At 68.5% G+C, this 23351-nt stretch carries 23 protein-coding genes; 5 read left to right on the top strand and 18 right to left on the bottom strand.

Annotated elements, in window-relative coordinates; all coding sequences use genetic code 11:
- Positions 1-375: 375 nt before the first annotated feature.
- A complete protein-coding gene (locus BHU06_RS22480; protein WP_139147007.1) occupies positions 376-2196 on the top strand; it encodes a hypothetical protein in 1821 nt (606 codons plus the stop codon).
- Between the two features lie 183 nt (positions 2197-2379).
- Here the strand turns inward: BHU06_RS22480 and BHU06_RS08305 are convergent, their stop codons facing one another.
- Genes BHU06_RS08305 through BHU06_RS08330 form a run of 6 tightly spaced genes read right to left on the bottom strand, consistent with a single transcriptional unit; the run spans position 2380 to position 8085 of the window.
- Entirely contained in the window at positions 2380-3663 is a 1284-nt protein-coding gene (locus BHU06_RS08305) for an O-acetylhomoserine aminocarboxypropyltransferase/cysteine synthase family protein (protein ID WP_070398668.1), read from the bottom strand.
- 1 nt (position 3664) lies between these two features.
- Positions 3665-4126 carry a CoA-binding protein gene (locus BHU06_RS08310; RefSeq protein WP_070398669.1) on the bottom strand — a complete coding sequence of 154 codons (462 nt, stop codon included), beginning with the start codon at positions 4124-4126 and terminating at the stop codon, positions 3665-3667.
- A 12-nt stretch (positions 4127-4138) separates the two neighbouring features.
- Positions 4139-4618 carry an SAM-dependent methyltransferase gene (locus BHU06_RS08315; protein ID WP_070398670.1) on the bottom strand — a complete coding sequence of 160 codons (480 nt, stop codon included), beginning with the start codon at positions 4616-4618 and terminating at the stop codon, positions 4139-4141.
- A 12-nt stretch (positions 4619-4630) separates the two neighbouring features.
- Positions 4631-5623, bottom strand: coding sequence for an NADPH:quinone reductase (locus BHU06_RS08320; protein ID WP_070398671.1), 993 nt, complete (start codon positions 5621-5623; stop codon positions 4631-4633).
- Positions 5624-5630: 7 nt separating this feature from the next.
- A complete protein-coding gene (locus BHU06_RS08325; protein ID WP_070398672.1) occupies positions 5631-6428 on the bottom strand; it encodes an enoyl-CoA hydratase in 798 nt (265 codons plus the stop codon).
- 16 nt (positions 6429-6444) lie between these two features.
- Positions 6445-8085, bottom strand: coding sequence for an acyl-CoA synthetase (locus tag BHU06_RS08330; protein ID WP_070398673.1), 1641 nt, complete (start codon positions 8083-8085; stop codon positions 6445-6447).
- Between the two features lie 123 nt (positions 8086-8208).
- Here BHU06_RS08330 and BHU06_RS08335 point away from each other — a divergent pair, with 123 nt between their 5' ends.
- Positions 8209-9363 carry a hypothetical protein gene (locus BHU06_RS08335; RefSeq protein WP_070398674.1) on the top strand — a complete coding sequence of 385 codons (1155 nt, stop codon included), beginning with the start codon at positions 8209-8211 and terminating at the stop codon, positions 9361-9363.
- Between the two features lie 99 nt (positions 9364-9462).
- Positions 9463-9882: a hypothetical protein gene (locus tag BHU06_RS08340; RefSeq protein ID WP_070398675.1), complete on the top strand. Its 420-nt coding sequence runs from the start codon at positions 9463-9465 to the stop codon at positions 9880-9882.
- Positions 9883-9918: 36 nt separating this feature from the next.
- On the opposite strand, the gene BHU06_RS08345 is transcribed toward BHU06_RS08340, so the two are convergent.
- The 8 genes from BHU06_RS08345 to BHU06_RS08380 form a co-directional block, all read right to left on the bottom strand.
- The gene (locus BHU06_RS08345) at positions 9919-10737 is read right to left on the bottom strand and encodes an isocitrate lyase/phosphoenolpyruvate mutase family protein (protein WP_070398676.1); all 819 of its coding nucleotides are present in this window, start codon (positions 10735-10737) and stop codon (positions 9919-9921) included.
- 16 nt (positions 10738-10753) lie between these two features.
- Complete coding sequence (locus tag BHU06_RS08350) at positions 10754-12433, bottom strand: dihydroxy-acid dehydratase (RefSeq protein ID WP_070398677.1); 1680 nt, start codon at positions 12431-12433, stop codon at positions 10754-10756.
- An 18-nt stretch (positions 12434-12451) separates the two neighbouring features.
- Positions 12452-13774 carry an FAD-dependent oxidoreductase gene (locus tag BHU06_RS08355; RefSeq protein ID WP_070398678.1) on the bottom strand — a complete coding sequence of 441 codons (1323 nt, stop codon included), beginning with the start codon at positions 13772-13774 and terminating at the stop codon, positions 12452-12454.
- Between the two features lie 13 nt (positions 13775-13787).
- Positions 13788-15110: a TRAP transporter large permease subunit gene (locus BHU06_RS08360; RefSeq protein ID WP_070398679.1), complete on the bottom strand. Its 1323-nt coding sequence runs from the start codon at positions 15108-15110 to the stop codon at positions 13788-13790.
- Positions 15107-15613: a TRAP transporter small permease subunit gene (locus tag BHU06_RS08365; protein ID WP_083293113.1), complete on the bottom strand. Its 507-nt coding sequence runs from the start codon at positions 15611-15613 to the stop codon at positions 15107-15109. Before BHU06_RS08365 ends, BHU06_RS08360 begins: the two co-directional genes overlap by 4 nt.
- Positions 15614-15696: 83 nt before the next feature.
- Positions 15697-16764, bottom strand: a complete 1068-nt coding sequence (dctP, locus tag BHU06_RS08370) for a TRAP transporter substrate-binding protein DctP (RefSeq protein ID WP_070398680.1) — start codon at positions 16762-16764, stop codon at positions 15697-15699.
- A gap of 48 nt (positions 16765-16812) precedes the next feature.
- Positions 16813-17625, bottom strand: a complete 813-nt coding sequence (locus BHU06_RS08375; RefSeq protein WP_070398681.1) for a sterol desaturase family protein — start codon at positions 17623-17625, stop codon at positions 16813-16815.
- Positions 17626-17690: 65 nt separating this feature from the next.
- A complete protein-coding gene (locus BHU06_RS08380; RefSeq protein WP_070398682.1) occupies positions 17691-18446 on the bottom strand; it encodes an alpha/beta fold hydrolase in 756 nt (251 codons plus the stop codon).
- 70 nt (positions 18447-18516) lie between these two features.
- On the opposite strand from BHU06_RS08380, the gene BHU06_RS08385 reads away from it, so the two are divergent.
- Both BHU06_RS08385 and BHU06_RS08390 read left to right on the top strand, forming a co-directional pair.
- Positions 18517-19773 carry an iron-containing alcohol dehydrogenase gene (locus tag BHU06_RS08385; RefSeq protein ID WP_070398683.1) on the top strand — a complete coding sequence of 419 codons (1257 nt, stop codon included), beginning with the start codon at positions 18517-18519 and terminating at the stop codon, positions 19771-19773.
- Entirely contained in the window at positions 19770-20528 is a 759-nt protein-coding gene (locus BHU06_RS08390) for a GntR family transcriptional regulator (RefSeq protein ID WP_070398684.1), read from the top strand. Before BHU06_RS08385 ends, BHU06_RS08390 begins: the two co-directional genes overlap by 4 nt.
- Before the next feature lie 37 nt (positions 20529-20565).
- Here BHU06_RS08390 and BHU06_RS08395 read toward each other — a convergent pair whose 3' ends face one another.
- From BHU06_RS08395 to BHU06_RS08410, 4 genes are read right to left on the bottom strand one after another with little or no spacing between them, the layout of a single operon-like run.
- Positions 20566-21177 carry a LysE family translocator gene (locus BHU06_RS08395; RefSeq protein ID WP_070398685.1) on the bottom strand — a complete coding sequence of 204 codons (612 nt, stop codon included), beginning with the start codon at positions 21175-21177 and terminating at the stop codon, positions 20566-20568.
- 57 nt (positions 21178-21234) lie between these two features.
- Positions 21235-22047 carry a hypothetical protein gene (locus BHU06_RS08400; RefSeq protein ID WP_070398686.1) on the bottom strand — a complete coding sequence of 271 codons (813 nt, stop codon included), beginning with the start codon at positions 22045-22047 and terminating at the stop codon, positions 21235-21237.
- Complete coding sequence (locus BHU06_RS08405; protein WP_070398687.1) at positions 22044-22664, bottom strand: hypothetical protein; 621 nt, start codon at positions 22662-22664, stop codon at positions 22044-22046. The genes BHU06_RS08400 and BHU06_RS08405 overlap by 4 nt, the downstream gene beginning before the upstream one ends.
- Before the next feature lie 2 nt (positions 22665-22666).
- Positions 22667-23299: a response regulator gene (locus tag BHU06_RS08410; protein WP_070398688.1), complete on the bottom strand. Its 633-nt coding sequence runs from the start codon at positions 23297-23299 to the stop codon at positions 22667-22669.
- Between the last annotated feature and the right edge of the window lie 52 nt (positions 23300-23351).

The following is a 23351-nucleotide window of genomic DNA, read 5'->3' on the forward strand; positions in this document are numbered from 1 at the left end:
GGCTAGTCTGCCGCGCGAGGCGCGATCGACGCCATTTCAGATTTAGTTTCAGGGAGGAGCTTGCGTGACCACGTCCCATAACCACGACCTCACGGACGATCAGAACGTCCAGCCCGAATTGGCTTCGCGGCTGGCACCTGGCTTTTTCAAGGTCTGGGTGTTCTTGGGGCTCTGCAGAGCAAGGCGAGGTTCGACCTCGTTGATTTGCTGCAGGCCAAGGGCGGAAACGCCGAGGTCGTCAAGATGGCGGCGTCGGGGCTAATGCGCTGGACTTTCACATGGCCTACCAGTTGAGGCGGTCGTGCCTGTAAGAGCCAGGGCGTACCTCAATTTAATCGCCAAGAACAACAAGCCGTGATATCAGGATAAGACAGTATGAAATTCAAAAACCTCTCAAGATGGACAATTACGCCGGACCTCGATGGACTGCTGTTCTTCGCACAACGGCTGGACGAATTGGTATGGGATTTCACTCTCGACACCCATAAGCCAATGTCTCTCAATGCGCCATACTTATGCCAAGAGGCACTAACAATAATAAAAAACATTGAAGACGATCTGATTGATGCTGCCAACTTGAAGCCAGTACTCGAGGAATTGATATGGAGCGTCCAGCATGACCCTGTTGCCAAAGCACTCCTCGATCTCCCTATCGAGAGATACGTTAGGCCAGACGATGAAGCTAAACTTTCGGAACGAAAGCGCCGACTAAGCGCACTTAGCGACACACTAGGAGCGCATCGCTATCTGCACGCGTGCTTTGATCAACTCTCGACAAACGTCAAAGCCATCAAAAAGAAAAAGATTGACACTATTGCGCGAACCATGGTTACAACGCTAATCAATATGGGCGTCAGCAAAAAGAGTCTTCAAGGCAAAACAAGTGCTTTTTTCTTTGCACCGGGGGGCGCCCCCATCACCAAAGCGGATCAAATAGACGAGTTTTTGAGCACGCTTTATCCATTTTCTCATGAATGCGACGTATATTTTGTGGTTAGCGACCTAATAAAAACGGTGGAAGAATCTTCTGAAGCGTTTGGTGTGAGCATTGTCGAGGAACTTCCTGCAGAAATGGCTGCACTGCAAGCTGAAACGCCAGAGTTTACTCGCAGCATCGACGAATGCTACGTAAAAGTGGAATCGGTGTCCGCGCTGGATGTCTATTCCGCTCAAGAAAAAGCGGCGCGTGTTCTCGACAGATTGAGCGACCTGTACACCCTCTTTCATCACCAGCGCAAAATTACATGGAAAAATACGACCCTCATCAAACAATGCTGCCTACCCAAGCCTGTTGTTGCAACTCTAACCAAAGGAGCAATGGACAAACCCTATGACTTTAAAACCGACAAAGCGTCGAAGGAATTAAATCGACTAATCAGAAATTTAGCGATCAAAGGCGCCAGCAAAACCCGATTCGATCGGGTTGCAGATTTACACGGAATCTGCGTTTCCAGCGACATTGTAGACAATCAATTGGTAACGCTTTGGACAGCACTGGAAACGCTCATCCCGTCCACTGCCCACGGAGCAAAGATTGTAAATATACTGAATCAAATGACGCCATTTCTGATGCAAGCCTATATACAGCGCATTGTTCAGCGTTTCACACATGATCTAATCTCATGGAAGCCATGGTACGCAAAACGCCTGCTGAACAAAGTCCCTGGCATAGAAGGTGCAAATACCATCTATAGGGCAATGGCACTCCTGGCCGTCGACACCAATAGCGAGCTGCGATCAGAGCTATATACAGAATTAAAGGACTTTCACTTACTTCGCTATCGCGCCTATCAACTGAGCGAATTACTAGGCTCCCCAGCTTCCTTGAGAGCGGCACTCGACACACACCTTATGAAAGTAGAGTGGCAAATTCGTCGAATTTACAGAACGCGCAACATGTTAGTGCACTCTGGAAAACGGCCGAGCTATATCCACACTTTAGTGGAAAATGCACATGACTATTTCGATCAAATCATCTTTGATGTCATGAGAATGTCATGCGGAGAATATCGAGCAGGCACTCTCGATGATGTGTTTGAACTGGTCAAAATCCGCCAAGCGAAGTTCACATCGACCCTTGCCGGAATTTCAAAATTCAATGTTGAAAATTGCGCCTTTCTCTGTGACGATCTCGACACGCTTCACGATTTTCAAAACGAATCTTGGGGCATGCAGCGCAGGCCAAGCATCCACTAATTTGAAGGATTTTTTGACTACCATTAAGACCGATCGAGCATCTATAGAGGCCAATTCGGACCATAGCTAACTGAAACGAAGCAGCGCAACGAGAGACTCCCTGCGATGCAGAAAATCGATGCATGGCTTGCCTTCTTTCAACCCATTGAGGCGAGGCCAAATATCATTGCTGATTCGACAGTCTCACCCCACCGCCCTCCCCAACCCCTGCCCCACATCCCAAAGAATGTCCTCAATGTGCTCCAGCCCGACCGATATCCGAATCATGTCCGGCAGCACCCCCGCAGCAATCTGCTGAGCCTCATCCAATTGACGATGCGTCGTGCTCGCCGGGTGCGAAATCAGCGTGCGCGTATCCCCAATGTTCACCAGGTGGCTCATGAACTGCGCGCTTTCGATGAAGCGCACGCCCGCCTCCATTCCGCCCTTCACGCCAAAGGCCAGCAGGCCTGAAGCGCCGCGCATCTGGCGCTTCATCAGCGCGTGCTGCGGGTGGTCTTCCAGGCCGGGGTAGTTCACCCAGCTCACGCGCGGGTCGTCTTTCAAAAACTTGGCCAGGGCCAGCGCGTTCGCGCAGTGGCGTTCCATGCGCAGCGGCAGGGTTTCCACGCCCTGCAATATCTGCCACGCGCTGGTGGGCGCCAGTGAGGCGCCGTAGACGCGCAGGCCTTCCATGCGGCAGCGCATGCTGAAGCCAAAGTCGCCAAAGGTTTCGTAGAACTTCACGCCGTGGTAGCCGGGCGATGGCTCGGTCATGCCGGGGAATTTGCCGTTGTCCCAGGGGAATTTGCCGCCCTCCACCACCACGCCGCCCAGGGTGGTGCCGTGGCCCGCCAGGTACTTGGTCGCGCTGTGGATGACGATGTCCGCGCCCAGCTTCACCGGGTTGCACAGAAAGGGGCTGGGCACGGTGTTGTCCACGATCAGGGGCACGCCGTGCGCGTGGGCCACGTCGGCGATGGCGGCGATGTCCAGCACCACCATGCTGGGGTTGCCCAGGGTCTCGGCGTACACGGCGCGGGTGTTGGGCCGCATGGCGGCGGCAAAGGCGTCCGGGTCGGTGGCGTCCACAAAGCTGGTTTCGATGCCGAACTTGCGCAGGCTCACGGCCAGCATGGTCACGCTGCCGCCGTACAGGGCGCCGGCGGCCACCACGTGGTCGCCGCTTTGCAGCAGGGTGGTCAGGGCCAGGGTCTCGGCGGCCATGCCGCTGGCGCAGGCCACGGCGGCGCGCGCGCCTTCCAGCGCGGCCACGCGCTCTTCCAGCGCGCACACGGTGGGGTTGCTCAGGCGCGAGTAGACGTTGCCGAAGGTCTGCAGGTTGAACAGGCTGGCGGCGTGCTCGGCGCTGTCGAAGACGAAGCTGGTGGTCTGGTAGATGGGCAGCGCGCGCGAGCCGGTGCTGCTGTCGGGGATCTGGCCGGCGTGGATGGCCAGGGTCTCGGGGTGGAACTGTCGGTCGGCCATGTCACACCGGGCGCCTGGCCGAAATCACCTGGGTGTTCACGCCGGCCCAGTTCAGGCCGCCGAACAGGCGGGCGTGTTCGATCTTCACGCAGCGGTCCCACACGCTGTCCAGGCCGGCCTCGGTGGCGATGCGGTCGGCGGCTTCGCTCTTGAGGCCCAGCTGCTGCCACAGGCATTTGGCGCCGATGGCGGCGGCGCTCTGGGCAATGGGCGGAATGTCTTGCTCCTTGCGGAACACGTCGACCATGTCCACGGGGAAGGGAATGTCCTCCAGGCGGGCGTAGCTGGGCTCGCCCAGTATCTCGGGGTACTTGGGGTTCACCGGCACGATGCGGTAGCCGTGTTGCTGCATGTACTTGGCCGCGAAGTAGCTGGGCCGGTGCCATTCGGCCGAGAGGCCGACCACGGCGATGGTGCGGCAGTCCTTGAGGATGCGCCTCAGGGTGGGGATGTCGTCTTGCATGGCTGGGGGGTGTCACCAGTAGTTCGCCATCAGGGCCTGGGCCCAGGCGGGTTCGCGCAACTCGCCGCGCGGCAGCGTGGCGCTCCACACGGGTTTGATGTCGAGCACGGGCGTGCCGTCCACGGCGTCCAGGCCCTCCACTTCGATGGTGGTGCCGCTGACGCCCAGCACGCGGCAGATGCACAGGCCGATGCGGTTGGGCCGCATGCGCGCGCGCTGCGCGAAGATGCCCACGCGCGGCCAGTCGGCGCGGTTGCGCGGGTGGCGGGCGCCGGTTTCAACGGGCTCCTGTTCGTCCACGTGAAAGTGGAAGACCACCTCGATGTGCGAGACCTGGTCCAGGCCGAGCAGGCTGTCGGGGCCCAGGCGCGGGTCGCTGAGCTCGATGCGCGAGCGGTTCGGGCCCCAGCCGTCCTTGGTGGCCTCGGCGCGGCCGCCGCGCACCTGGCCGATGGGGGTGTAGTGGTAAGCGGGGTTCGGTGCTGTGTTCATCGTTCGGGTGCCTCAGGCCGCGCCCACGCGCAGCACCACGTTGCCCACGGCGCGGCCGCTTTCCACCAGCTGGTGCGCGTCGGCGATGCGCTCCAGCGGCAGGCGTTCGGCGATGGGGAAGCGCAGCGCGCCGCGTTCCAGCAGGCGGTTGAGCGTGCCGGTGGCGCGCGCGCGGTCGGCCTCGCTCAGGTGGTAGACCATGAAGAACTTGAGCTGCAGGTTCTTCACGATCAGTGGGTAGAAGGGAATGGCCAGGGGCGAGGCGCCGCTGCCGTAGGCCACCACCTCGCCGCCGGACTTGAGCATGTCGAGGTTGGCGGCGGCGTTGGCGGCCATGTCGGTTTCGATGATGCGGTCCACGCCCTGCCCTTGCGTGAGCTCGGCCACCCGCTGCACCAGGGGCTCGGTCTTGTAGTTCACCGCCTCGTCGGCACCGGCCTCGCGCGCGATGCGCGCCTTCTCGTCCGAACTCACGGTGGCGATGACCCGCGCCGCGCCGAGCTGGCTGGCCAGCTGCACCGCGCCGTGGCCCACGGCGCCCGCGCCACCGGCCACCAGCACGGTCTTGCCGGCCACGCCGCCGTCCATCAGCACCGCGTGCAGCGCGGTGAGCGCGGGAATGCCCAGGCAGGCGCCGACCTCGCCGCTGGCGGCGTCGGGCAGGCGCACGGCCTGCTGCTGCGGCAGGCACAGGGCCTCGCAGGCGGTGCCGTGCGCGCGGCCCCAGGCGGCGTTCCACAGCCACACGCGTTCGCCGAGGCGCGCGCGGCTCACGCCCTCGCCCACCGCGTCGATGACGCCGCTGCCGTCGCTGTGCGGCACGACGCGCGGGAACGGCAGCGCCTTGCTGCGCAGGCCGGCGCGGGACTTCACGTCGGACGGGTTCACGCCCGACCAGGCCACCCGCACGCGCACCTCGCCGGGGGCGGGCTGGGGCTCGGGGATGTCGGCGAGTTGCAGCACCTCGTGGGCCGGGCCCACGGCTTCGTAGAAGGCGGCTTTCATGGGCCGCTCACCAGTGGGGCTTGCGCTTGTCGATGAAGGCCTGCACGCCTTCCAGCGCGCTCGGGTCCATCATGTTGCAGGCCATGGTGCGGGCCGCGTCGTCGTAGGCGGCGGCGATGCCGGTTTCCAGCTGGCGGTAGAACAGGCCCTTGCCGGCGGCGATGGCCATCCGCGGCTTGGCCAGGATGCTGTCCACCAGCTTCGCCACTTCGGCCTGCAGGTCGGCCGCGTCCACCACGCGGTTGATGAGGCCCTTGGCTTTGGCTTCGTCGGCGCCGATGAAGTCGCCCGTCACCAGCATCTCGAAGGCGGCCTTGCGGCCCAGGTTGCGGCTCAGCGCCACGCTGGGCGTGCTGCAGAACAGGCCCACGTTGATGCCGCTGACGGCGAAGCGCGCCTCGCGCACGGCCACGGCCAGGTCGCACATGGCCACCAGCTGGCAGCCCGCCGCCGTGGCGATGCCCTGCACCTGCGCGATGACGGGCACGGGCAGTTGCTGCACGGCCATCATGAAGCGGCCGCACTGGGCGAACAGGCGGTTGTAGTAGTCCAGCGAGGGCTCGGCGCGCATCTCTTTCAGGTCGTGCCCGGCGCAGAAGGCCTTGCCCTCGGCGGCGATGACCACCACGCGCGCGCCCTCGTCGGCGGCCACGCGGTCCACGGCGGCCTGCAGCGCGGCCAGCATGCCCTCGCTCAGGGCGTTGAAGGACTGCGGGCGGTTCAGCGTGAGCGTGACCACGCCGCGCGGGTCGCGCTCGTAGCGCAGGGGTTCGTGGGCGATGGAGGGGTCAAGCCGGTCGTTCATGGTCTGTCTCGCTCGGTCATTCGATGGCGCTCGAACTCTTGGCGCGCTCGCGCAGTTCGAACTTCTGGATCTTGCCGGTGCTGGTCTTGGGGATGGCCTCGAAGCGCACGGCCTTGGGCACCTTGTAGCCGGCCAGCAGCGTGCGGCAGTGGGCGATGAGTTCGGCTTCCGTAGTCTGCGCGCCGGGGCGCAGCTCCACGAAGGCCAGCGGCGATTCCCCCCATTTCGGGTCGGGCTTGGCCACCACGGCGCAGGCCATCACGGCGGGGTGGCGGTAGAGCGCGTCCTCCACCTCGATGGAGCTGATGTTCTCGCCGCCGCTGATGATCACGTCCTTGCTGCGGTCCTTGATCTTCACGTAGCGGTCGGGCTCCAGCACGGCCAGGTCGCCGGTGTGGAACCAGCCGCCCTCGAAGGCCTTGGCGGTGGACGCGGGGTTCTTCAGGTAGCCCTTCATGACGATGTTGCCGCGGAACATGATCTCGCCCATGGTCTGGCCGTCGGCGGGCACCTCTTGCATGGTCTCGGGCGCCATCACGGTCATGCCTTCCTGCAGCGGGTAGCGCACGCCCTGGCGGCCGTTCAGGCGCACCTGCTCGCCGAGCTCGGCGCTGGCCCAGCCGGGCCGCGCCACGGCCACCGAGGCCGGGCCGTAGACCTCGGTTAGGCCGTAGACGTGGGTGATCTGGAAGCCCAGGCGCGCCATGCCTTCGATCATGGCGGCCGGCGGCGCGGCGCCCGCCACCATGCCGCGCACGGCGCCGATGCCGTGCTTGAGCGCCGGGTCGGCGCCCACGGCGGAGAGCACGGCGTTGTGCACGATGGGCGCGGCGCAGTAGTGGTCCACGCCGTGCTCGCGCATGGCGGCCAGGATGGCGAGCGGCTCCACGCGGCGCAGGCACACGTGCACGCCGGCCTGCAGCGCCACCGTCCAGGGGAAGCACCAGCCGTTGCAATGGAACATGGGCAGGGTCCACAGGTAGCGCGGAAACTGCGGCATGGTCCAGGTGACCACGTTGCTGACGGCGTTGAGGTAGGCGCCCCGGTGGTGCGTGACCACGCCCTTGGGGTCGCCGGTGGTGCCGCTGGTGTAGCTCACGGCGATGGCGTCCCACTCGTCGGCGGGGCCGTCCAGGCGCGGCAGCGGCGCGTGCGCGGCCAGCAGGGCCTCGTACTCGTGCGCGCCCAGGCGCTCGCCAGGGCCGCTGTACTCGCTGTCGCAGACGTCGATGACCACGATGCCCCGGCCCAGGGCGGCCAGGGCCTGGGCCACCACCGGCGCGAACTCGCGGTCGGTGATCAGCACCTTGGCCTCGCAGTGGTTCATCTGCCAGGCCAGCAGGGCGGCGTCCAGGCGCGTGTTGAGGGTGTTGATGACGGCGCCCAGCGCGGGAATGGCGTAGTGCGCCTCCACCATCTCGGGCGTGTTGGGCAGCAGGGTGCTGACGGTGTCGCCCTTGCCGATGCCCAGGGCGCGCAGCGCCGCGGCCAGCCGGGCGGCGCGCTCGCGCACCTGGGCCCAGTTGAGGCGCCGCGCGCCGTGCACCACGGCGGGCATGTCGCCAAAGACCTCGGCCGTTCGCTCGACGAAGCTCACGGGCGAGAGGGCCACGAAGTTGGCCGGGGTGCGGTCCAGGTGCTGGTCGTAGATGCTCATGGCGGCATCGTAGGCAGCGCGGACAGGGGGTGACCAGCGGGGCTTACCCGATGGGGCGCGGGGCGAATGTCGCCGCGCCGACACCTTGTGCGCCAGGGCCGCGGGTGCTACAAGCCTGCGCTCATGGACGCGCCCGCCACCCACGCCCTGACCGAGGCCATCTACGACGCCGCGCTGGACGCCACGCACTGGCCCTCGGTGCTGGGCCGGCTCAAGACCGCGTTTCGCACCGAGGCCGAGACCTTCTACGTGCTCGACTTCGCCACGCGCGAGATCGGCGAGGCCCACCTGGCCGGCGTATCGCCCTACTGGGTGAGCCACTTCAACCGCTTCTACTTCGCGCCCGACAACCCCTGGAACGTGCACTCCACCGCCCTGCACCGCCAGGGCATGGTGCGCACCAACGAGCGCCTGGACGCCTTCACCCGCCAGCGCGGCGCGCTCTTTCGCTCCAGCTACTACCACGAGTGGATGGTGCCGCAGGGCTTTCACCACAGCATTGGCAACACGCTCACCAGCGACCGCCGCGCCATCGCCAACGTGACGCTGCTGCGCGCGCCCGACCTGCCGCGCTTCAACGCCGCCGAGGTTCGCCTGTTCGAGCAGCTCAGCGTGCATTTCGTGCGGGCGCTGCGCGTGCGCCAGCACCTCGACGCCCTGCGCGCCACGCGGGACGGCCTGGCCGCGATGCTCGACGGCCTGGGCGACGCCCTGCTCCTGCTGGACGACGACGGCCGGCTGCTGCACGGCAACCGGGCCGCACTGGACTGGCTGGCGCGCCGCGACGGCCTGCAGCTGCGCCATGGCGGCGTGGAGCCCTTGCAGCCCGGCCAACGCCCGCGCTTCACCGCCTGGCTCAGGGCGCACGCGGCGGGCTCGCTGCGCGCGGCCTCGGTGCCCGACACGCTGACCCTGGCGCGCGGCGGCAGCCGCCTGCCGCTGGCCTTGCGCGCCTCGGGCTGGACGCTGCCGCTCTCGTCCTGGCACAGCCCGCGGCGCTGCGTGCTGGTGTCGCTGGGACCGGCGGGCGCCCCGCGCGGTGGCCCGCCCACCGAGGTGCTGCAGGGCCTGTACCACCTCACGCCGGCCGAGGCCCGCCTGGCCCATGCGCTGTGCGAAGGCCTGAGCCTGCGCGAGGCGGCCGAGGCCCTGTGCATCACCTACGGCACGGCGCGCACGCGCCTCAAGGCGGTGTTCGGCAAGACGGGCACGCACCGCCAGGCCGCGCTGGTCGAGTGCATTCGCCGCGACCTGCCGCGCCCCTTCGGTCCGGGCTGATCCCGGCGCCGCGCGCTGCGCACCTCCCATTTGGGAGGTGCCGCGCGGCGCGCGCCTGCCTATCGTCGCGTCCAGTCCATCCACCCAGGCTTCGCGACCATGTCCCTCATCACCCTGTCCGGCACCGTCAGCGGCATCCGCCACTCCTCGGAAACCTCGGGCCACATCGGCAAGAACGGCGGCAACGTGCACACCAAGCAGGTGATCGCTTTTCGCGTGGACGGGCAACCCGCAGAAATCAAGCTCATGAACATGCCCGACGTGCAGGACGGCGAGCGCGTGACCCTGGCCGGGCGCATGAAGAACGGCAGCTTCCGCGCCCTGGCCATGCGCAACGACCAGACGCGCGCCATCTACGGCATGCCCACCACCATGGCCTATGTGTTCGGCGCGCTGCTGGTGCTGGTGGGGCTGCCGCTGCTGCTGGTGCTGGTGGGGGTGCTGTTCATCGGCGCCGGCGCCTGGACCCTGTTCGAGGCCTGGACGCACACGCAGGCCGCCCGGCTTCTGCGGGCCTGAGACACGGCCCGCCGCGCCCGGCCCGGGCGCGCCGCCCTAGCGGAACATCTGGTTGAAGGCGCCCAGCCCGGGCAGGCCCGCCGCGTAGCCGAAGCTGCCCGGCCCGTTCATTTCTTCGCTGGCCTTGAGCAGCGCCGCATAGGCCGCGCGCGCCAGCGAGGAGCCCACGCTGATGCGGCGCACGCCCAGGCGCTCCAGCTCGGCGCGGGTGAGCGCGCCGCCGGCCAGGCCCATCACCACGTTCACCGGGCGCGGCGCCACCGCGCGCACCACGCGCTCCACCTGCTCGGCGGTCTTCAGGCCGGGGGCGTAGAGCACGTCGGCACCGGCCTCGGCGAAGGCCTGCAGGCGGCGGATGGTGTCGTCCAGGTCGGGCCGGCCCCACAGCAGGTTCTCGGCCCGCGCGGTGAGCACGAAGGGATGGGGCAGCGCCCGCGCCGCCCGCACCGCCGCGCGCACGCGCGCCACGGCGGCGTCGAAGGGGTAGATCGGGTCGTCGGCGCGGCCGGTGGCGTCTTCGATGGAGCCGCCCACCACGCCGGCCTCGGCGGCCAGGCGGATGGTGTCCGCGCAGTCCTGCGGCTGGTCGCCGAAGCCGTTCTCCAGGTCGGCCGTGAGGGGCAGCGCCGTGGCCTGGGCCAGGTCGCGCAAATGGGCGATGGTGCGATCGCGGCCCAGGCCACCATCGGGCAGGCCCAGGGCAAAGGCGTGGCCGGCGCTGCTGCTGGCCAGGGCCTGGAAGCCCTGCCCCGCCAGCAGCACGGCCGAGCCGCGGTCCCAGGGGTTGGGCACGATGAAGCAGCCCTGGCGGTGCAGCTCGACGAAGCGCTCGGCGCGTTCGGCCATGGAGGTCATCGTGTCCCCTTTCGTGTCACTTCAGCGGCGCGCGCTCGCCCAGCACCGCGCCCTTGGACAGCGGTTGTACCAGCTGCCCGTACAGGTGCAGCCAGCCGAAGCGGCCCTGCGGCACCGGCGGCTTGAAGTCGCGCAGGCGCGCGGCGATCTCCTCGGCCGGCACGGACAGCTCGATGCGGCGCGCGTTCAGGTCGATCTCGACCGTGTCGCCGTCGCGCACGGCGGCCAGCGGGCCGCCCTCGGCGGCCTCGGGCATGACCTGGCCGATGGTGATGCCGCTGTTGAGGCCGGAGAGCTCGCCGTCGGTGACTACGGCCACGTCGGCGCCGCGCCCGGCGCCCACCAGGGCCGCCATGAAGCTGGCCGCGAACACCGTGCCCGGGCCGCCGCGCGGCCCCAGCATGCGCAGCACGATCACCTGCCCCGGCTGCACGGCGCCGGTGCGCAGGCCGTCGATGGCCAGGGACTCGTCCTCGAAGACCTTGGCGGTGCCCACGAAGCGGCGGATGCCGGCGGGCACGGCGGCCAGCTTGACCAGCGCGCCGTCGGGCGCGAGCGAGCCGCGGATCACCATCAGGCCAGGCTCGCGCGCGAAGGGTTCGTCCAGCGTGCGGATGACCTGCTCGTCGATGGTCAGCGGCTCGGCCAGCACCTCGCCCACCGTGCGCCCGGACACGCTCAGGGCGCCGCCGTCCACCAGCGGGCCCATGCGCTGCATCACCGCGCGCACGCCGCCAGCCGCGTCCAGGTCCTCGATGCGGTCGGGGCCGTTGGGGCGGATCTGCGTGAGCATGGGCACGGTGTCGGCGCAGGCCTCGAACTCGGCGATGACGTCGACGGGGCATTCGGCCTCGGTGGCGATGGCGATGAGGTGGCGCATCACGTTCACCGAGCAGCCCATGGCCACCGCGGTGCGCACGGCGTTGCGCAGCGCGGCGGGCGTGAGGATCTGGCGCGGCCGCAGGCCTTCGCGCACCAGCTCGACGATGCGCGCGCCGGCCTCGGCGGCCAGGGCGTGCAGGCGCGGGCCGTCGGCGCGGATCGGCGCATTGCCCGGCAGCGCCAGGCCCAGGGCCTCGGCCAGGCAGTGCATGGAGTTGGCCGTGGCCAGGCCGGCGCACACGCCCGGGCCGTCGATGGCGGCGCGGCACATGTCGTGCAGGCCGTCGAGCGAGAGCTGGCCCGCCTTCACCGTGCCCACGGCCTTGTAGACCTCTTCGATGTCGACGTGGTGCTCGCCGCACTGGCGGCCCAGCTGGTAGCCGCAGGCCAGCACCAGGCTGGGCACGTCCAGGCGGCCGGCGGCCATCAGGTGGGCCGGCGTGGTCTTGTCGCAGCTGGACAGCAGCAGCATGCCGTCGAGTTCCGCGCCCTCGACCTGCACCTCGATGTCGTTGACGATGAGGTCGCGCGTGGGCATGAGGTAGCGGCCCTGGCGCCCCGCGCTGGTGATGAAGTCCGAGGGCGCGGCGGTGCGGATCTCGAACGGCAGCCCGCCGGCGGCGCGGATGGCGTCCTGCACGATCTTCGAGATGCGGTCCAGGTGCGAGAAGCACACCGACAGGCCGCTGGAGGTGTTGACCACGGCGATCTTCGGTTTGTCGAAGTCGCTCTCGGGAATGCCCATGGCCGTCCATTGCGCCATGCGCACGGCCCAGCGGGTGGAGCCGCGTTCGAAGTTGCTGCGATAGGTCATTGGTGTCCTGGAAAGGGTTCAGTCGTCCAGCCGCGCGCCATGGCGGTTGAGTTCGGCGCGCACCTCGCGCCCGTCGATGGCCCGGGGCTGGCGCCGTCCGCGCACGGCCAGCGTGGCCGCCACGCCGAGCGCCTGCCCGTAGGAGAAACACTGCGCCGTGACGCGCGCCGAGGCCACGGCCTCGTGCTCGGCCGACAGGCAGCGCCCGCCGAACAGCAGGCCCTCGCCCACCTCGGGCACGAAGCAGCCGTAGGGCACTTCGTAGAAGTCGCCCAGCAGCCATTCCACGCGCGGCTTGCTGCCGGCGTGCAGTTCGATCGGCCAGGGCGAGCGCGCCACGCCGTCGGCGAACTTGCTGCCGGCCACCACGTCGCTGTTGCGCAGCACCGCGGTGCCCGCGCCCTGGCGCGTCTGGCGCACGCCCACCTGCACGCCGGTGTCGTTGACCCAGGCGTTCTCGCAGCCGGCCAGGTTCTCACGGAAGAAGCGCTCGTAGGCGCGCACCTGCGCGCGGCCCTGGGGTTCGGCCTCGCTCAAGTCGCGCGCGATGGCGGCGTTGAGCTCGCGGCCGTCGGCGCCGCGCACGCGGGTGCAGTTGCACAGCAGCTCACCGGGTCGCGTGGTGGTGAAAAGCCAGATCTTGGCGCGCGGCAGGTCCAGGCCACCCTTCTGCGCGGCCAGGATGCGCTCGCTCACCGCCACCGGCATGATGGTGTCGTGCCCGTATTCGGCGATGAAGCGCGCCGTGTCCACGCCCTGCAGGCGAAAGATCATGGTCGGGTTCTGCACCACGCCGTCGGCCCCGCACCAGGTGCGAAAACCCGCCATGGCCAGCAGATCGGCGTCGCCGCTGGCGTCGATGGTGATGGGCGCGCGCACGTCGAGCAGGCCCGACTTGGTCCAGATGTTCGCGCCGCCCACCAGGTCGCCGTCGCGGTGCACGCCGGTGGCCAGCGCGTGGTACAGCACGCGCACGCCGGCCTGGGCCAGCAGGGCGTCGGCGCTTTCGCGCCAGGCCAGCGGCTCATGCACGCGCGTGAAGGTCTTGCCGTAGAGCATGGGCTCGGTGAGCCCGCCGCGCGACGCCATCTGCGCGATGAAGTCGTCGACGAAACCGTGCACCAGCTGGCGCGGCGTCACCGGCGTGTCGCTGGCCTCGTACAGGCCGCAGATGGTGCCGGACAGGCCCGCCACCGCCCCGCCGCCGCAGAAGCCGTAGCGCTCCACCAGCAGCACCGACAGGCCGGCGCGCGCCGCCGTGCAGGCCGCGGCCACGCCGGTGGCGCCGCCGCCGATGACCAGCACGTCGGTGCGCACACGCTCGACAGGTCGTTGGTCCATGGTCGTTTCTCCTTCAGCGCAGTTGCATGGCCCAGCCGGGCAGCCAGGTCACCATCTGGGGCCAGACCATCGTCACCGCCAGCACCACGACCTGCAGCAGGATGAAAGGCACCATGCCCGCGTACATGTGGCGCATGGTGATCTCGGGCGGCGCCACGGCGCGCAGGTAGAAGATCGCGGGCGCCAGCGGCGGCGTGAGGTAGCTGGTCTGGATCATGATCAGGAACAGGATGCAGAACCACACCGGGTCGAAGCCCGCGGCGGTCACCAGCGGCGTGAAGATCGGCAGGAAGATCAGCACGATCGAGATCCAGTCCAGGAAGAAGCCGGCGATGAACAGGATCAGCAGCAGCAGGAAGACCAGGCCCCAGGGGCCGAGCTGGAACTGCTCGATCACCGTGCTGGCCAGGCTGATGCCACCGCCGCCGACGAACACGCCGGTGAACAGCGTGCCGCCCAGCAGCACCGCCATGATCATGGCGGTGACGCGCACGGTTTTCAGCAGCGAGTCGTACAGGCCGGCCCAGGTGAAGCGGCGGTAGAGCATGGTCAGCAGCACCGCGCACACGCAGCCGATGGCCGCGGCCTCGGTTGGCGAGGCCAGGCCGCCCAGGATGGAGCCCAGCACCGCCACGATCATCAGCAGCGGCGGCACCAGGTTGCGCAGCGTGATGCCCAGCTTCTCGGCGAAGCCCGGCTCGCCCGGCTCGCGCGGGATGCGCGGGCCGTGCTCGGGCTTCACGACGCACAGCACCAGGATGTAGACCAGGTACAGGCCGGCCATCAGCAGGCCGGGAAACACCATGCCGTACATGAGGTCGCCCACGGAGACGTCGGCCAGCGGGCCCATGACCACCACCACCACCGAGGGCGGGATGATGGTGCCCAGCGAGCCGCCGGCGCAGATGACCCCGCTGATCAGGCGCTTGTCGTAGCCGTAGCGCAGCATGATGGGGATGGTCAGCAGCCCCACCACCGACTCGGTCGCGCCGATCACCCCGCTGGAGGCGGCGAACACGATGCACATCAGCACCGTGGCGATGGCCAGGCCGCCCGGCAGGCGGCGCGTCCAGATGTGGATGGCCTCGAACAGCCGGTCGGCGATGCCCGACTTCTCCAGCACAGCGCCCATGAAGACGAACAGCGGAATGGCGGCGAAGACGAAGTTGGAGGCGAGGTCGTCGATCTTCTCGACGAACTGGTGCGCCACCGCCGGGCCGAAGGTGATCAGGCCGAACATCGTGGCGGTGAGCAGCATCGCGAAGGCGACCTGCACGCCGAGGAACATCAGCCCGAAGGTGACGGGCAGCATGAAGAAGGGCAGGTATTCCATCATGAGCCTTGCGCCTCCGGTTCGCGGCGGACGAAGGACTTGAGCAGTTCGCACAGCACCTGCAGCGCCAGTGTGGCGAACGCCAGCGTGAACACCGCGCGGAAGGGCCACACCGGCAGGTTCAGGGCCGACTGGCCCGAGGTCTCGCCGCGAGCGAAGCCCTCGGCCATGTAGTTCCACAGCGTCCACGACACCCAGACCAGGATGGGCAGCAGCAGCGCGTAGACCACGGTGTCGATCCGGCGGCGCGCGCGGTCCGACAGGAACACGCTGAGCACGTCGATGCGGATGTGCTCGCCCTGGCGCAGGGTGTAGGCCAGGGCCAGCAGGAAGTGGGCACCGGTCAGCGTGTAGCCGATCTCGTAGGCCCAGATGGTGGGGGCGTGCAGCGCGTAGCGCGACACCACCTCCCAGGTGGTGGCCAGCACCAGGGGCACCAGCAACAAGGCCGCGAGCACGCCAACGCCCACGACCCAGCGCTCGGCGAGGTCAATCAGTCGATTCAAGGAAAACCCCAATCAAAGAGGCGGCGGCGTGGGGCCGCCGTTCGCGGACGCGCACCGGGAGCGGTGCGCGCCGCCCATTCGCATCAGGTGCGCTTGACTTTCACCTTGCGCCAGTCGTCCGCGTCGCGCCAGGCGGCGTCGAAGGCCTTCTGGCTTTCGTGCACCTTGGCGAACCACTTGGATTTGCCTTCCTTGGCGGTCCTGTCGGCCCAGTCCAGGCCGATCTTGCGCGTGGCGAACTGCACCTCGTCGTCCAGCTCGATCAGGGTGACGCCGTTCTTCTTGTAGAACTCGAAGGCCTTCGCGTCTTCCGCGCCGATGCGGGCCCAGCTCTCGAAGGTGACCAGTTTGGCCACCACCTCGACCAGCTTGCGGTCGGCCTCGGGCATCTTGTCCCACACGCCTTTGTTGAGCACCAGCTCGAACGGCGCGCAAGGCTGGTGAACGCCCGGGTAGCTCAGGTAGCGCGCCACCTTGTAGAAGCCCGAGGAGACGTTCTCCCACGGCGTGCCCCACTCCACCGCGTCGATCGCGCCGCGCTCCAGCATGGGGAAGATGTCGCCGCCGGCCGTGGTCACCGGCGCCGCGCCCAGCTCCTTGGACATTTCCAACCAGGCGCCGGCGGTGCGCAGCTTCAGGCCCTTGAGGTCTTCCAGCGTCTTCACCGGCTTGCGCGAGTGCACGAAGACCTCGGCGGTGCGCATGAACAGCGGGAAGGAGATGACGCCGTCGGCGCCTTCGCGGAACTCACGCTGCAGCTCCACGCCGCCGCCCTCGTAGAGCCAGTGCAGCATGCGCTCGGCGTCGAAGCTGCCGGCATAGCCGCCGAACAGCGCGGTGGTGACGTCCTTGCCCCAGTCGTAGCCGATCCAGGTGTGGCCGCATTCGGCCAGGCCGTTCTTCACCGTCTCGGGCACCTTCAGCGCATTGCCCAGACCGCCGCCCGGGAAGGTCTGGATCTTGAAGCGCCCGCCCGAGAGCTGGTTCATGCGCTCGGCGAAGGCCTTGGCGCCGATGTCCATCAGGGGACCGCCCGCCCAGCCGGTGGCCATCTTCCAGTTGTAGGTGGGGCCGGATTGGGCATTGGCGCTGGCGCTGGCCAGCAGGCCGGCGCCGGCCAGGCCGGTGCCGATGAGTTGACGTCGCTTCATCTGTTGTCTCCTGCGTATGGGTATGTGTTCAGGCGGTGGCCCGTGTGTTCAGGCCAGGGCCTGCTTTTCCTCGGCGGTCAGCTCGGGGCCGTCGAGCGTGACGCGCTGCTCCTGCGTTTCGTTGTTGCGAAAGCGCGCGACGATGGGCTTCAACTCGGGCTTGATGTAGCGCTCGTCGTAGCCATTGAACAGCGTGCCGATCAGGCCGCGGTCCAGGTCGCTGGTTCCCATGATCCAGTCGAAGATGGGAAAGCTGAGGTTCATGTTCTTGTGCATCATGATCCCCTGGTTGTGGTGCGCGGTGTGGTGGCGGCGGATGGTGTTGATGAAGGGCATGTTCCGCACGAACCAGTTCTCGTGCACATGGCAGCACAGGTGGAACACCTCGTAGACCAGGTAGTGGCAGACCATGGTCATGAACAGGATGTAGCCCGCGTTGGGGTTGAAGACCTGCGCCGCGATCCAACCCAGGCCGGTGCCGAAGACGCCCAGCACGATGAGCACGCGCCAGGGAAAGAACACGATGCGGAACTCGCGCGTCGTGTCGATGGTGATGTCGTTGTCGGTGAAGTACTGGTGGTGCTCGCGCGTGTGGCGCTCATAGATGGCGCGCAGCGCGAAGACGTCGATGCGGCGGTGCATCACGTACTTGTGCATGAACCACTCGATGAAGTTGCCCGCCAGGAACACGGGCAGCACCAGCAGCCATTCCCAGGTCGGGTTGTCGAGCCGCTGCGCGCAATACCAGAGCGCCGCGATGCCAGCGGCGAACATCACGCTGGTGTGGACGATGCCGTTGTAGAAGGGGCTGATGCCGCCCTTGTACTTCTCTCGGAACCGGCGCTGCTTTTCAGTCATCATGGTCTCGTCTCCTGTGCAATCCAACTAACATACTAGTCGGATAGTAGAAGTCGATCATACGCATGTCAAGAACCGAGGAAGGCACTCATGGAAGACCCTAGGGCCTCGCCCGCCTGGGCCATGACCGAGTGCCCCACCCCTGGCAAGGGCAGCCAGGCCGCGCCGGGCACGTGATCGGCCAGCCAGCGGCCGTGCTCGAACGGGCAGTCGCCGTCGCGGTCGCCGTGCACCACCAGGGTCGGGCGTCGGATGCCACGCGCCGCCGCGCGCAGGTCGGCGCCGCGCACCGAGGCCCAGCTGGCGGCCACCGCGTCGGCATCGGCCACGGCCTTCAGCTGCAGGCGCTCGGCGCGCTCGCGGGCCTCACGCTCCAGGGCCTCGGGCGTCTCGCCGCGGAACCACACCGCGCCCGGCGTGGCGCAGGCGGTGCCCGACACGAGCACCAGGCGCTCCAGCGCGGCATCGCCATGGCGCGCCAGCAGGTTCAGGATGACGCTCACGCCCATGCTCCAGCCGGCCAGGGCCACCGGCGAGCCGGTGCGCTGCGCCAGGTCGGTCACCAGCGCGTGCACCAGGTCGGCGTAGTGGTCCAGGTGGTAGTAGCGCGCGTGCGACAAGGCCTGGTCCGCGCGCCAGCGCGGCGACAGCCCACGCCCGGGCAGGTTGGGCAGCACGCAGCGGCGCGCCAGCAGCGCGGGCAGCACGGGTGCCCAGGCCTCTGACGTGCCCTGGATGCCGTGCAGCAGCAGCAGGGGAGCGCCCTGCCCCACCAGCCTGCATTCGAGGGTTTGTGCCGATCGGTCGATGGAAGGATTTGCCATACAAGTAACATATCAATCGTGTTTCAATAGTTTCACAGACCTTCCGCAACGCCTATCCGTTTTGACCCTGATGTCCCAGCAGCCCCTCTCCGACCAGCCCGTCGCCCTGTACACGCCGCCCCGCGTCATCTGCGCCGACGGCGCCCGCCACCGCCTCGCACCGCTCTGCAAAAGCCTGGGCTGGCACGAGGCCCTCGTCGTCACCGACGCCTGGTTCCAGCAGAACAGCCCCGCCCTGGCCGAGGTGCTGGCGGCGCTGCGCGCGCAGGGCATCGCGGTGCGCGTGTTCGACGGCGGCGAGCCCGACCCATCCACCACCCTGGCCGACCGCGCCAGCGCCTGGGTGCGCGAACAGGGCGCGCGGCCCGACCACCTGATCGCCTGGGGCGGCGGCAGCAACATCGACCTGGCCAAGGCGCTCAGCGTCGCCCTGCCCAGCGGCCGGCCCGTGGCCGAGCTGATGGACCGCGCGAACTGGCCGGCGGCGCCGCTGCCGCTGGTGGCCGTGCCCACCACGGCCGGCACCGGCTCGGAGATCACGCCCGGCGCCATCCTGGTGCAGCCGGGCAGCGCCACCAAGGTGGCGCTGATGGCCAACGCGCTGCGGCCCGCGGTCGCGCTGATCGACCCGGAGCTGACCTGGACCTGCCCGCCACGCGTCACGGCCGACGCGGGCCTGGACGCCCTGACGCACGCCATCGAGTCCTGGCTGACCCTGGACGCGGCGCGCTTCGACAACGGCGAGGACCCCGACCCCGGCTACAGCGGCCGCAACGAACTGACCGTTCAATTCGCGCGCCAGGCCACGGCGCTGACCTTCACCCACCTGGCCACGGCCTTCGAGCGACCGCACGACCGCGCCGCCCGCAACGCCATGGCCCGCGCCAGCCTGTACGCGGCCATGTCCTACGCCACCGCGGGCCTGAACGCGGTGCACGGTCTGGCCTATGCGCTGGCCGGACTGACGCACGCCAGCCACGGCAGCACCAACGCGGTGATGCTGCCCTACGTGATGGACGCGCTGGTCGACACGCGGCGCGACGAACTCGCCGAGATCGCGCGCCTGGCGGGCGCCACGGGCGATGACCCGCTGGCCCTGGCCCGGCAGGCGCCGGTGCTCACGCGCGCGCTGGTGCGCCGGCTGGGCCTGGCCGGCGATCTGATAAGTTTCGGCGTCGGGCCGGCACAACTGGCCCAGCTGGTGTCGGACGGCCTGGCGGTGACGCGGCTGACCAAGGCCTGGCCAGGGGGGCCGGCCAACGAGGCCTACGCCCGCATCGTGCACCATGCCTACCACGGAGAACTTTCCGGAGAATCGCGCCCATGAGCAAAGCGACGGCGAAAAAGACACCAGGGACCCCCAGCACCCCGCGGGCCACCGCGAAGAAGGCCAGCGGCAAGGCCGCCCCGCCGGCCGACGCGTCAGCGCCCGCGGCCCGGCCCCGCAGCCTCACCACGCAGGCCTATGAGCGCATCGAGGCGCTGATCGTCCAGCTCGAACTGTTGCCCGGCACCGCGCTCAGCGAGGCCGAGCTGTCGGCCCGCCTGGGCATCGGGCGCACGCCGGTGCGCGAGGCGCTGCAGCGCCTGGCCCGCGAACACCTGGTGCAGATCCTGCCGCAGCGCGGCGTGCTGGTGTCGGCGCTGGACATCAAGCGCCAGCTGCGGCTGCTCGAAACGCGCCGGGAGGTCGAGCGCCTGGTGGCGCGCTGCGCCGCGCGCCGCGCCACGGACCAGGAGCGCCAGCAGTTCGCCGAACTGGCCAAGGAGTTCAACGCCGCCGCCAAGGCCAAGGACCAGACGCGCTTCATGCGCGCCGACAAGGCCTTCAACGACCTGTCGCTGCGCGCCGCGCGCAACGAATTCGCCAGCGGCGCCATGGGCCTCATGCATGGCCTGTCGCGGCGCTTTTGGTTCATGCACCACCGCCAGGCCGACGACACGCAGCCCATCGCCGTGCTGCACGCCCGCATCTCGCAGGCCATCGCCGACGGCGACGAGACCCTGGCCGCGAAGGCCCTGGACGAGCTCATCGACCACAACGAGGCCTTCACCCGCTCCACGGTGAACACGGACTTCTGAAGGCCCCGCCGCGCGCCGGCTGGGCCAGGACGGGCCCTCAGCCGCGCAGCGGCAAGGCCAGGCCGATGGCCACGAACACGCCGCCGCAGGCCCGGTTGAAGGCCTTGCCCGTGCGCTGCAGCCAGGGGCGGATGCGGTTCGCGGCGCTGGCGATGAACAGCTCGGTGAGGATCTCCACCAGCGCGAAGGTGCCCGCCATCAGCACGAACTGCGTGAAGAGGCCACGCGCCGGGTCGATGAACTGCGGCAGGAAGGCCGCGAAGAACAGCACGGCCTTGGGATTGCTCACCGCCGACAGCAGCCCCTGGCGGAACAGCGAGGCCCCGCTGCGCGGCGCCGCCGCCTGCGCCATGCCCTCGCCCAGCGGCGGCGAGCGCCACACCTGGATGCCCAGCCACACCAGGTAGGCGCCGCCCACCCACTTCAAGACCGTGAGCCAGACCAGCGAGGTCTTGAGCAGCGCGCCGATGCCGAACATGGACAGCGCGATGACCAGCACGAAGCCCAGCGCCCCGCCCGCGATGGTGTAGAGCGTGAGCCGGCGCCCGTGCAGGGCGCCGTGCGTGAGCGCGAGCAGGCCGTTGGGGCCGGGCGACAGCGACAGGCCGATGGCGGCGGCCAAGTAGATGAGCCAGGTATCGAGCGACATGGGGCGATGCTCGCCGCGAGGCCGCCGGGCGTCAATGGCCACCGCCGCGCGCCGGGCTCAGACCGGCTGCTCCACCCGGATCGGCAGCTCGCCGCCCGGTTCGGGTTCGATCAGGCGGGACACGCTGTCGAGATAGGCCCGCATGAAGTCGCGCCGCTCGGGGTCCTCCACGGTCTGCGCCGTCCAAGGGGTGCTCACCTCGCCCCAGCGCTCGGCCAGGCCATGGCGGATCAGCACGGCCAGTTCCATGTCGAACAGGGCCACGGGCGCCAGCTGGCGCCTCCAGAGGTCGGTGTTGCGCTGGGCCGCGCGCAAGGCGTGGAACTGCGCCAGCAGGTGGGTGGCGAAGAAGGCCCGGCGCTGCTCGCGGCCCTCGGTGAGCACCGACAGCAGTTCGTCCTGGGTCCAGCCCAGGCGCCCGAACCGTTCGGCACCGGTGAAGCCGCTCCGCTGCGCCGCCTGGGCCTCGTCGTTCCATGGCTGGCGTTGCGCGCTGTTGAAGACGGCCCAGGCCCGTTCGGCACCCTGTACTGGCGCGACCTCGTCCACGCCCTCCGACGCCACGAACCGCGGCGGCGAGCGGCCGAGAAAGGCGGCGCGCAAGGTCTCGCCAAACGGATTGCCGGCCAGCGTGAGCGCGCGCGCGGCGCCGCGCAAGGCCCGGCGCGCGGCCCTGTCGTCGCCCAGGAAGCTGGCCGTTTCGCAGGCGTCGAGCCAGAGCGTGGCAATCGCCATATCCGGCGCACGCCCCGCCTCGTGCAGGCCCTCGGCCCGTGCGAGGAGGTACCGCAGCCGGGCCTGCAGCGTGGAGCGCAGCTCGTCCGTTTCGTCCGGTGGCGCGTACCGGGTGATGGCTTCCAGCAGCGTCATCGGGCCAGGGCCTCGCGCAGGTTGGACACGCGCTCGGGGGGCCGGTAACGCGGGTTGGTGTGTTGCCTCAGCGGCGCCGCGGGGTCAATGGAAATGTCCCAGTACGCCCAGCGCTCGATCTGGTGCGAGGGCACCAGCAGCTTGGCGGTGATCTCGCCTTCGAGCTGGAAGTCGGACCACCGCGTGTAGGTGTGCAGCTCACGCACCTCTTCGGCGACGGCCTGGACCTCCACCGCCGGGTTCAGGCCGACCAGCACCCAGCAGTGGAACAGGTACCCCGGGCGCCGGCCCCAGTCGGTGGCGAAGCGCAGGGCGACTTCCTCGGCCGTGAGCAGCCGGTTGATGCTCGCCACGCGGTCGCGCTCGACGCTGCCCGCGGTGAGCGAGATGAAGGGCGTGAGGTGCCCTGCGCTGGCGTACCGGTGAATGTGGTCGTGCAGTTCGTGCGCGCGCAGCCGCCCCTCCACCTGCTCGGGCGCGGGCTGCCCCCGGTTGCGCCACCAGTTGCTGCGAATGCCCTCGCCGCCCTGCGTGATGCGATCGGCATCGGCGTCGTTCTCGCCGGCCAGCCCGCCCGGCCCCCCCCAGATCCCTTTGATGCAGCGCTGCACGAACACGCTCAGACCCCTTCTCGCTGGGCCACGTCGCACACCAGCTGCATCAGCTCGTCGGGGCGGTTCGTCATGCCGAAGAAGAACGCGGGCCGCGCCAGGCCACCCTGGTCCGTACCGACATAGCCGATGGCGGGCAGCAGCAAGCCCTTCGCCGGCAGGCCCTGCACGAAGCGGATGCCCTCGTCGGGGCGCCCTTCGCGCCGGACGTCGGTGAGCATGAGCAGGTAGTGGTGGTTGCGCAGGAACTGCTCGGCGGCGGCGCTGGTGGTGGCGAGGTCGATGCGCAACTCCAGCGTCTCGAGCAGCGCCCGCTCGTTGCGGTTGTTGGGCGGCTGGTCGTCCACCCACAGCACGCGCGCGCCGCGCAGCAGGGCCGCATTGGCCGAGAGGCGGCGCAGCACGGCCATGCGCGCCCGGTGGCTCACCACGTTGTCCAGGCCGCGCAGCTCGACCGCCTTGTCCAGGGACGCCGCCGAGGCCTCGATTTCGATGCCCAGCGCGCTGACCTTGGACGCCTTCTTCAGCAGGCGCGCGATGGCGTCGGCGTTGGCGATGAGCAGCACGATGACCACCAGGGCCATCAGCAGGCTGGGCGACACCTTGACCAACTCCACCCACAGGCTCGACGCATCGCTCATGGACCGCTCCTGACGCGGCTCCCGGCCGGTGCGGCGATGCTAGTGCGCTTGG

This window comes from Hydrogenophaga sp. PML113, assembly GCF_001777155.1.
Lineage (GTDB): Bacteria > Pseudomonadota > Gammaproteobacteria > Burkholderiales > Burkholderiaceae_C > Hydrogenophaga > Hydrogenophaga borbori.

Bases quoted from the DNA above. Each gene is read 5' to 3' on its own strand.
- BHU06_RS22480 (WP_139147007.1), top strand. From the start codon at position 376: ATGAAATTCAAAAACCTCTCAAGATGGACAATTACGCCGGACCTCGAT.
- BHU06_RS08305 (WP_070398668.1), bottom strand. From the start codon at position 3,663: ATGGCCGACCGACAGTTCCACCCCGAGACCCTGGCCATCCACGCCGGC.
- BHU06_RS08310 (WP_070398669.1), bottom strand. From the start codon at position 4,126: ATGCAAGACGACATCCCCACCCTGAGGCGCATCCTCAAGGACTGCCGC.
- BHU06_RS08315 (WP_070398670.1), bottom strand. From the start codon at position 4,618: ATGAACACAGCACCGAACCCCGCTTACCACTACACCCCCATCGGCCAG.
- BHU06_RS08320 (WP_070398671.1), bottom strand. From the start codon at position 5,623: ATGAAAGCCGCCTTCTACGAAGCCGTGGGCCCGGCCCACGAGGTGCTG.
- BHU06_RS08325 (WP_070398672.1), bottom strand. From the start codon at position 6,428: ATGAACGACCGGCTTGACCCCTCCATCGCCCACGAACCCCTGCGCTAC.
- BHU06_RS08330 (WP_070398673.1), bottom strand. From the start codon at position 8,085: ATGAGCATCTACGACCAGCACCTGGACCGCACCCCGGCCAACTTCGTG.
- BHU06_RS08335 (WP_070398674.1), top strand. From the start codon at position 8,209: ATGGACGCGCCCGCCACCCACGCCCTGACCGAGGCCATCTACGACGCC.
- BHU06_RS08340 (WP_070398675.1), top strand. From the start codon at position 9,463: ATGTCCCTCATCACCCTGTCCGGCACCGTCAGCGGCATCCGCCACTCC.
- BHU06_RS08345 (WP_070398676.1), bottom strand. From the start codon at position 10,737: ATGACCTCCATGGCCGAACGCGCCGAGCGCTTCGTCGAGCTGCACCGC.
- BHU06_RS08350 (WP_070398677.1), bottom strand. From the start codon at position 12,433: ATGACCTATCGCAGCAACTTCGAACGCGGCTCCACCCGCTGGGCCGTG.
- BHU06_RS08355 (WP_070398678.1), bottom strand. From the start codon at position 13,774: ATGGACCAACGACCTGTCGAGCGTGTGCGCACCGACGTGCTGGTCATC.
- BHU06_RS08360 (WP_070398679.1), bottom strand. From the start codon at position 15,110: ATGATGGAATACCTGCCCTTCTTCATGCTGCCCGTCACCTTCGGGCTG.
- dctP (WP_070398680.1), bottom strand. From the start codon at position 16,764: ATGAAGCGACGTCAACTCATCGGCACCGGCCTGGCCGGCGCCGGCCTG.
- BHU06_RS08375 (WP_070398681.1), bottom strand. From the start codon at position 17,625: ATGATGACTGAAAAGCAGCGCCGGTTCCGAGAGAAGTACAAGGGCGGC.
- BHU06_RS08380 (WP_070398682.1), bottom strand. From the start codon at position 18,446: ATGGCAAATCCTTCCATCGACCGATCGGCACAAACCCTCGAATGCAGG.
- BHU06_RS08385 (WP_070398683.1), top strand. From the start codon at position 18,517: ATGTCCCAGCAGCCCCTCTCCGACCAGCCCGTCGCCCTGTACACGCCG.
- BHU06_RS08390 (WP_070398684.1), top strand. From the start codon at position 19,770: ATGAGCAAAGCGACGGCGAAAAAGACACCAGGGACCCCCAGCACCCCG.
- BHU06_RS08395 (WP_070398685.1), bottom strand. From the start codon at position 21,177: ATGTCGCTCGATACCTGGCTCATCTACTTGGCCGCCGCCATCGGCCTG.
- BHU06_RS08400 (WP_070398686.1), bottom strand. From the start codon at position 22,047: ATGACGCTGCTGGAAGCCATCACCCGGTACGCGCCACCGGACGAAACG.
- BHU06_RS08410 (WP_070398688.1), bottom strand. From the start codon at position 23,299: ATGAGCGATGCGTCGAGCCTGTGGGTGGAGTTGGTCAAGGTGTCGCCC.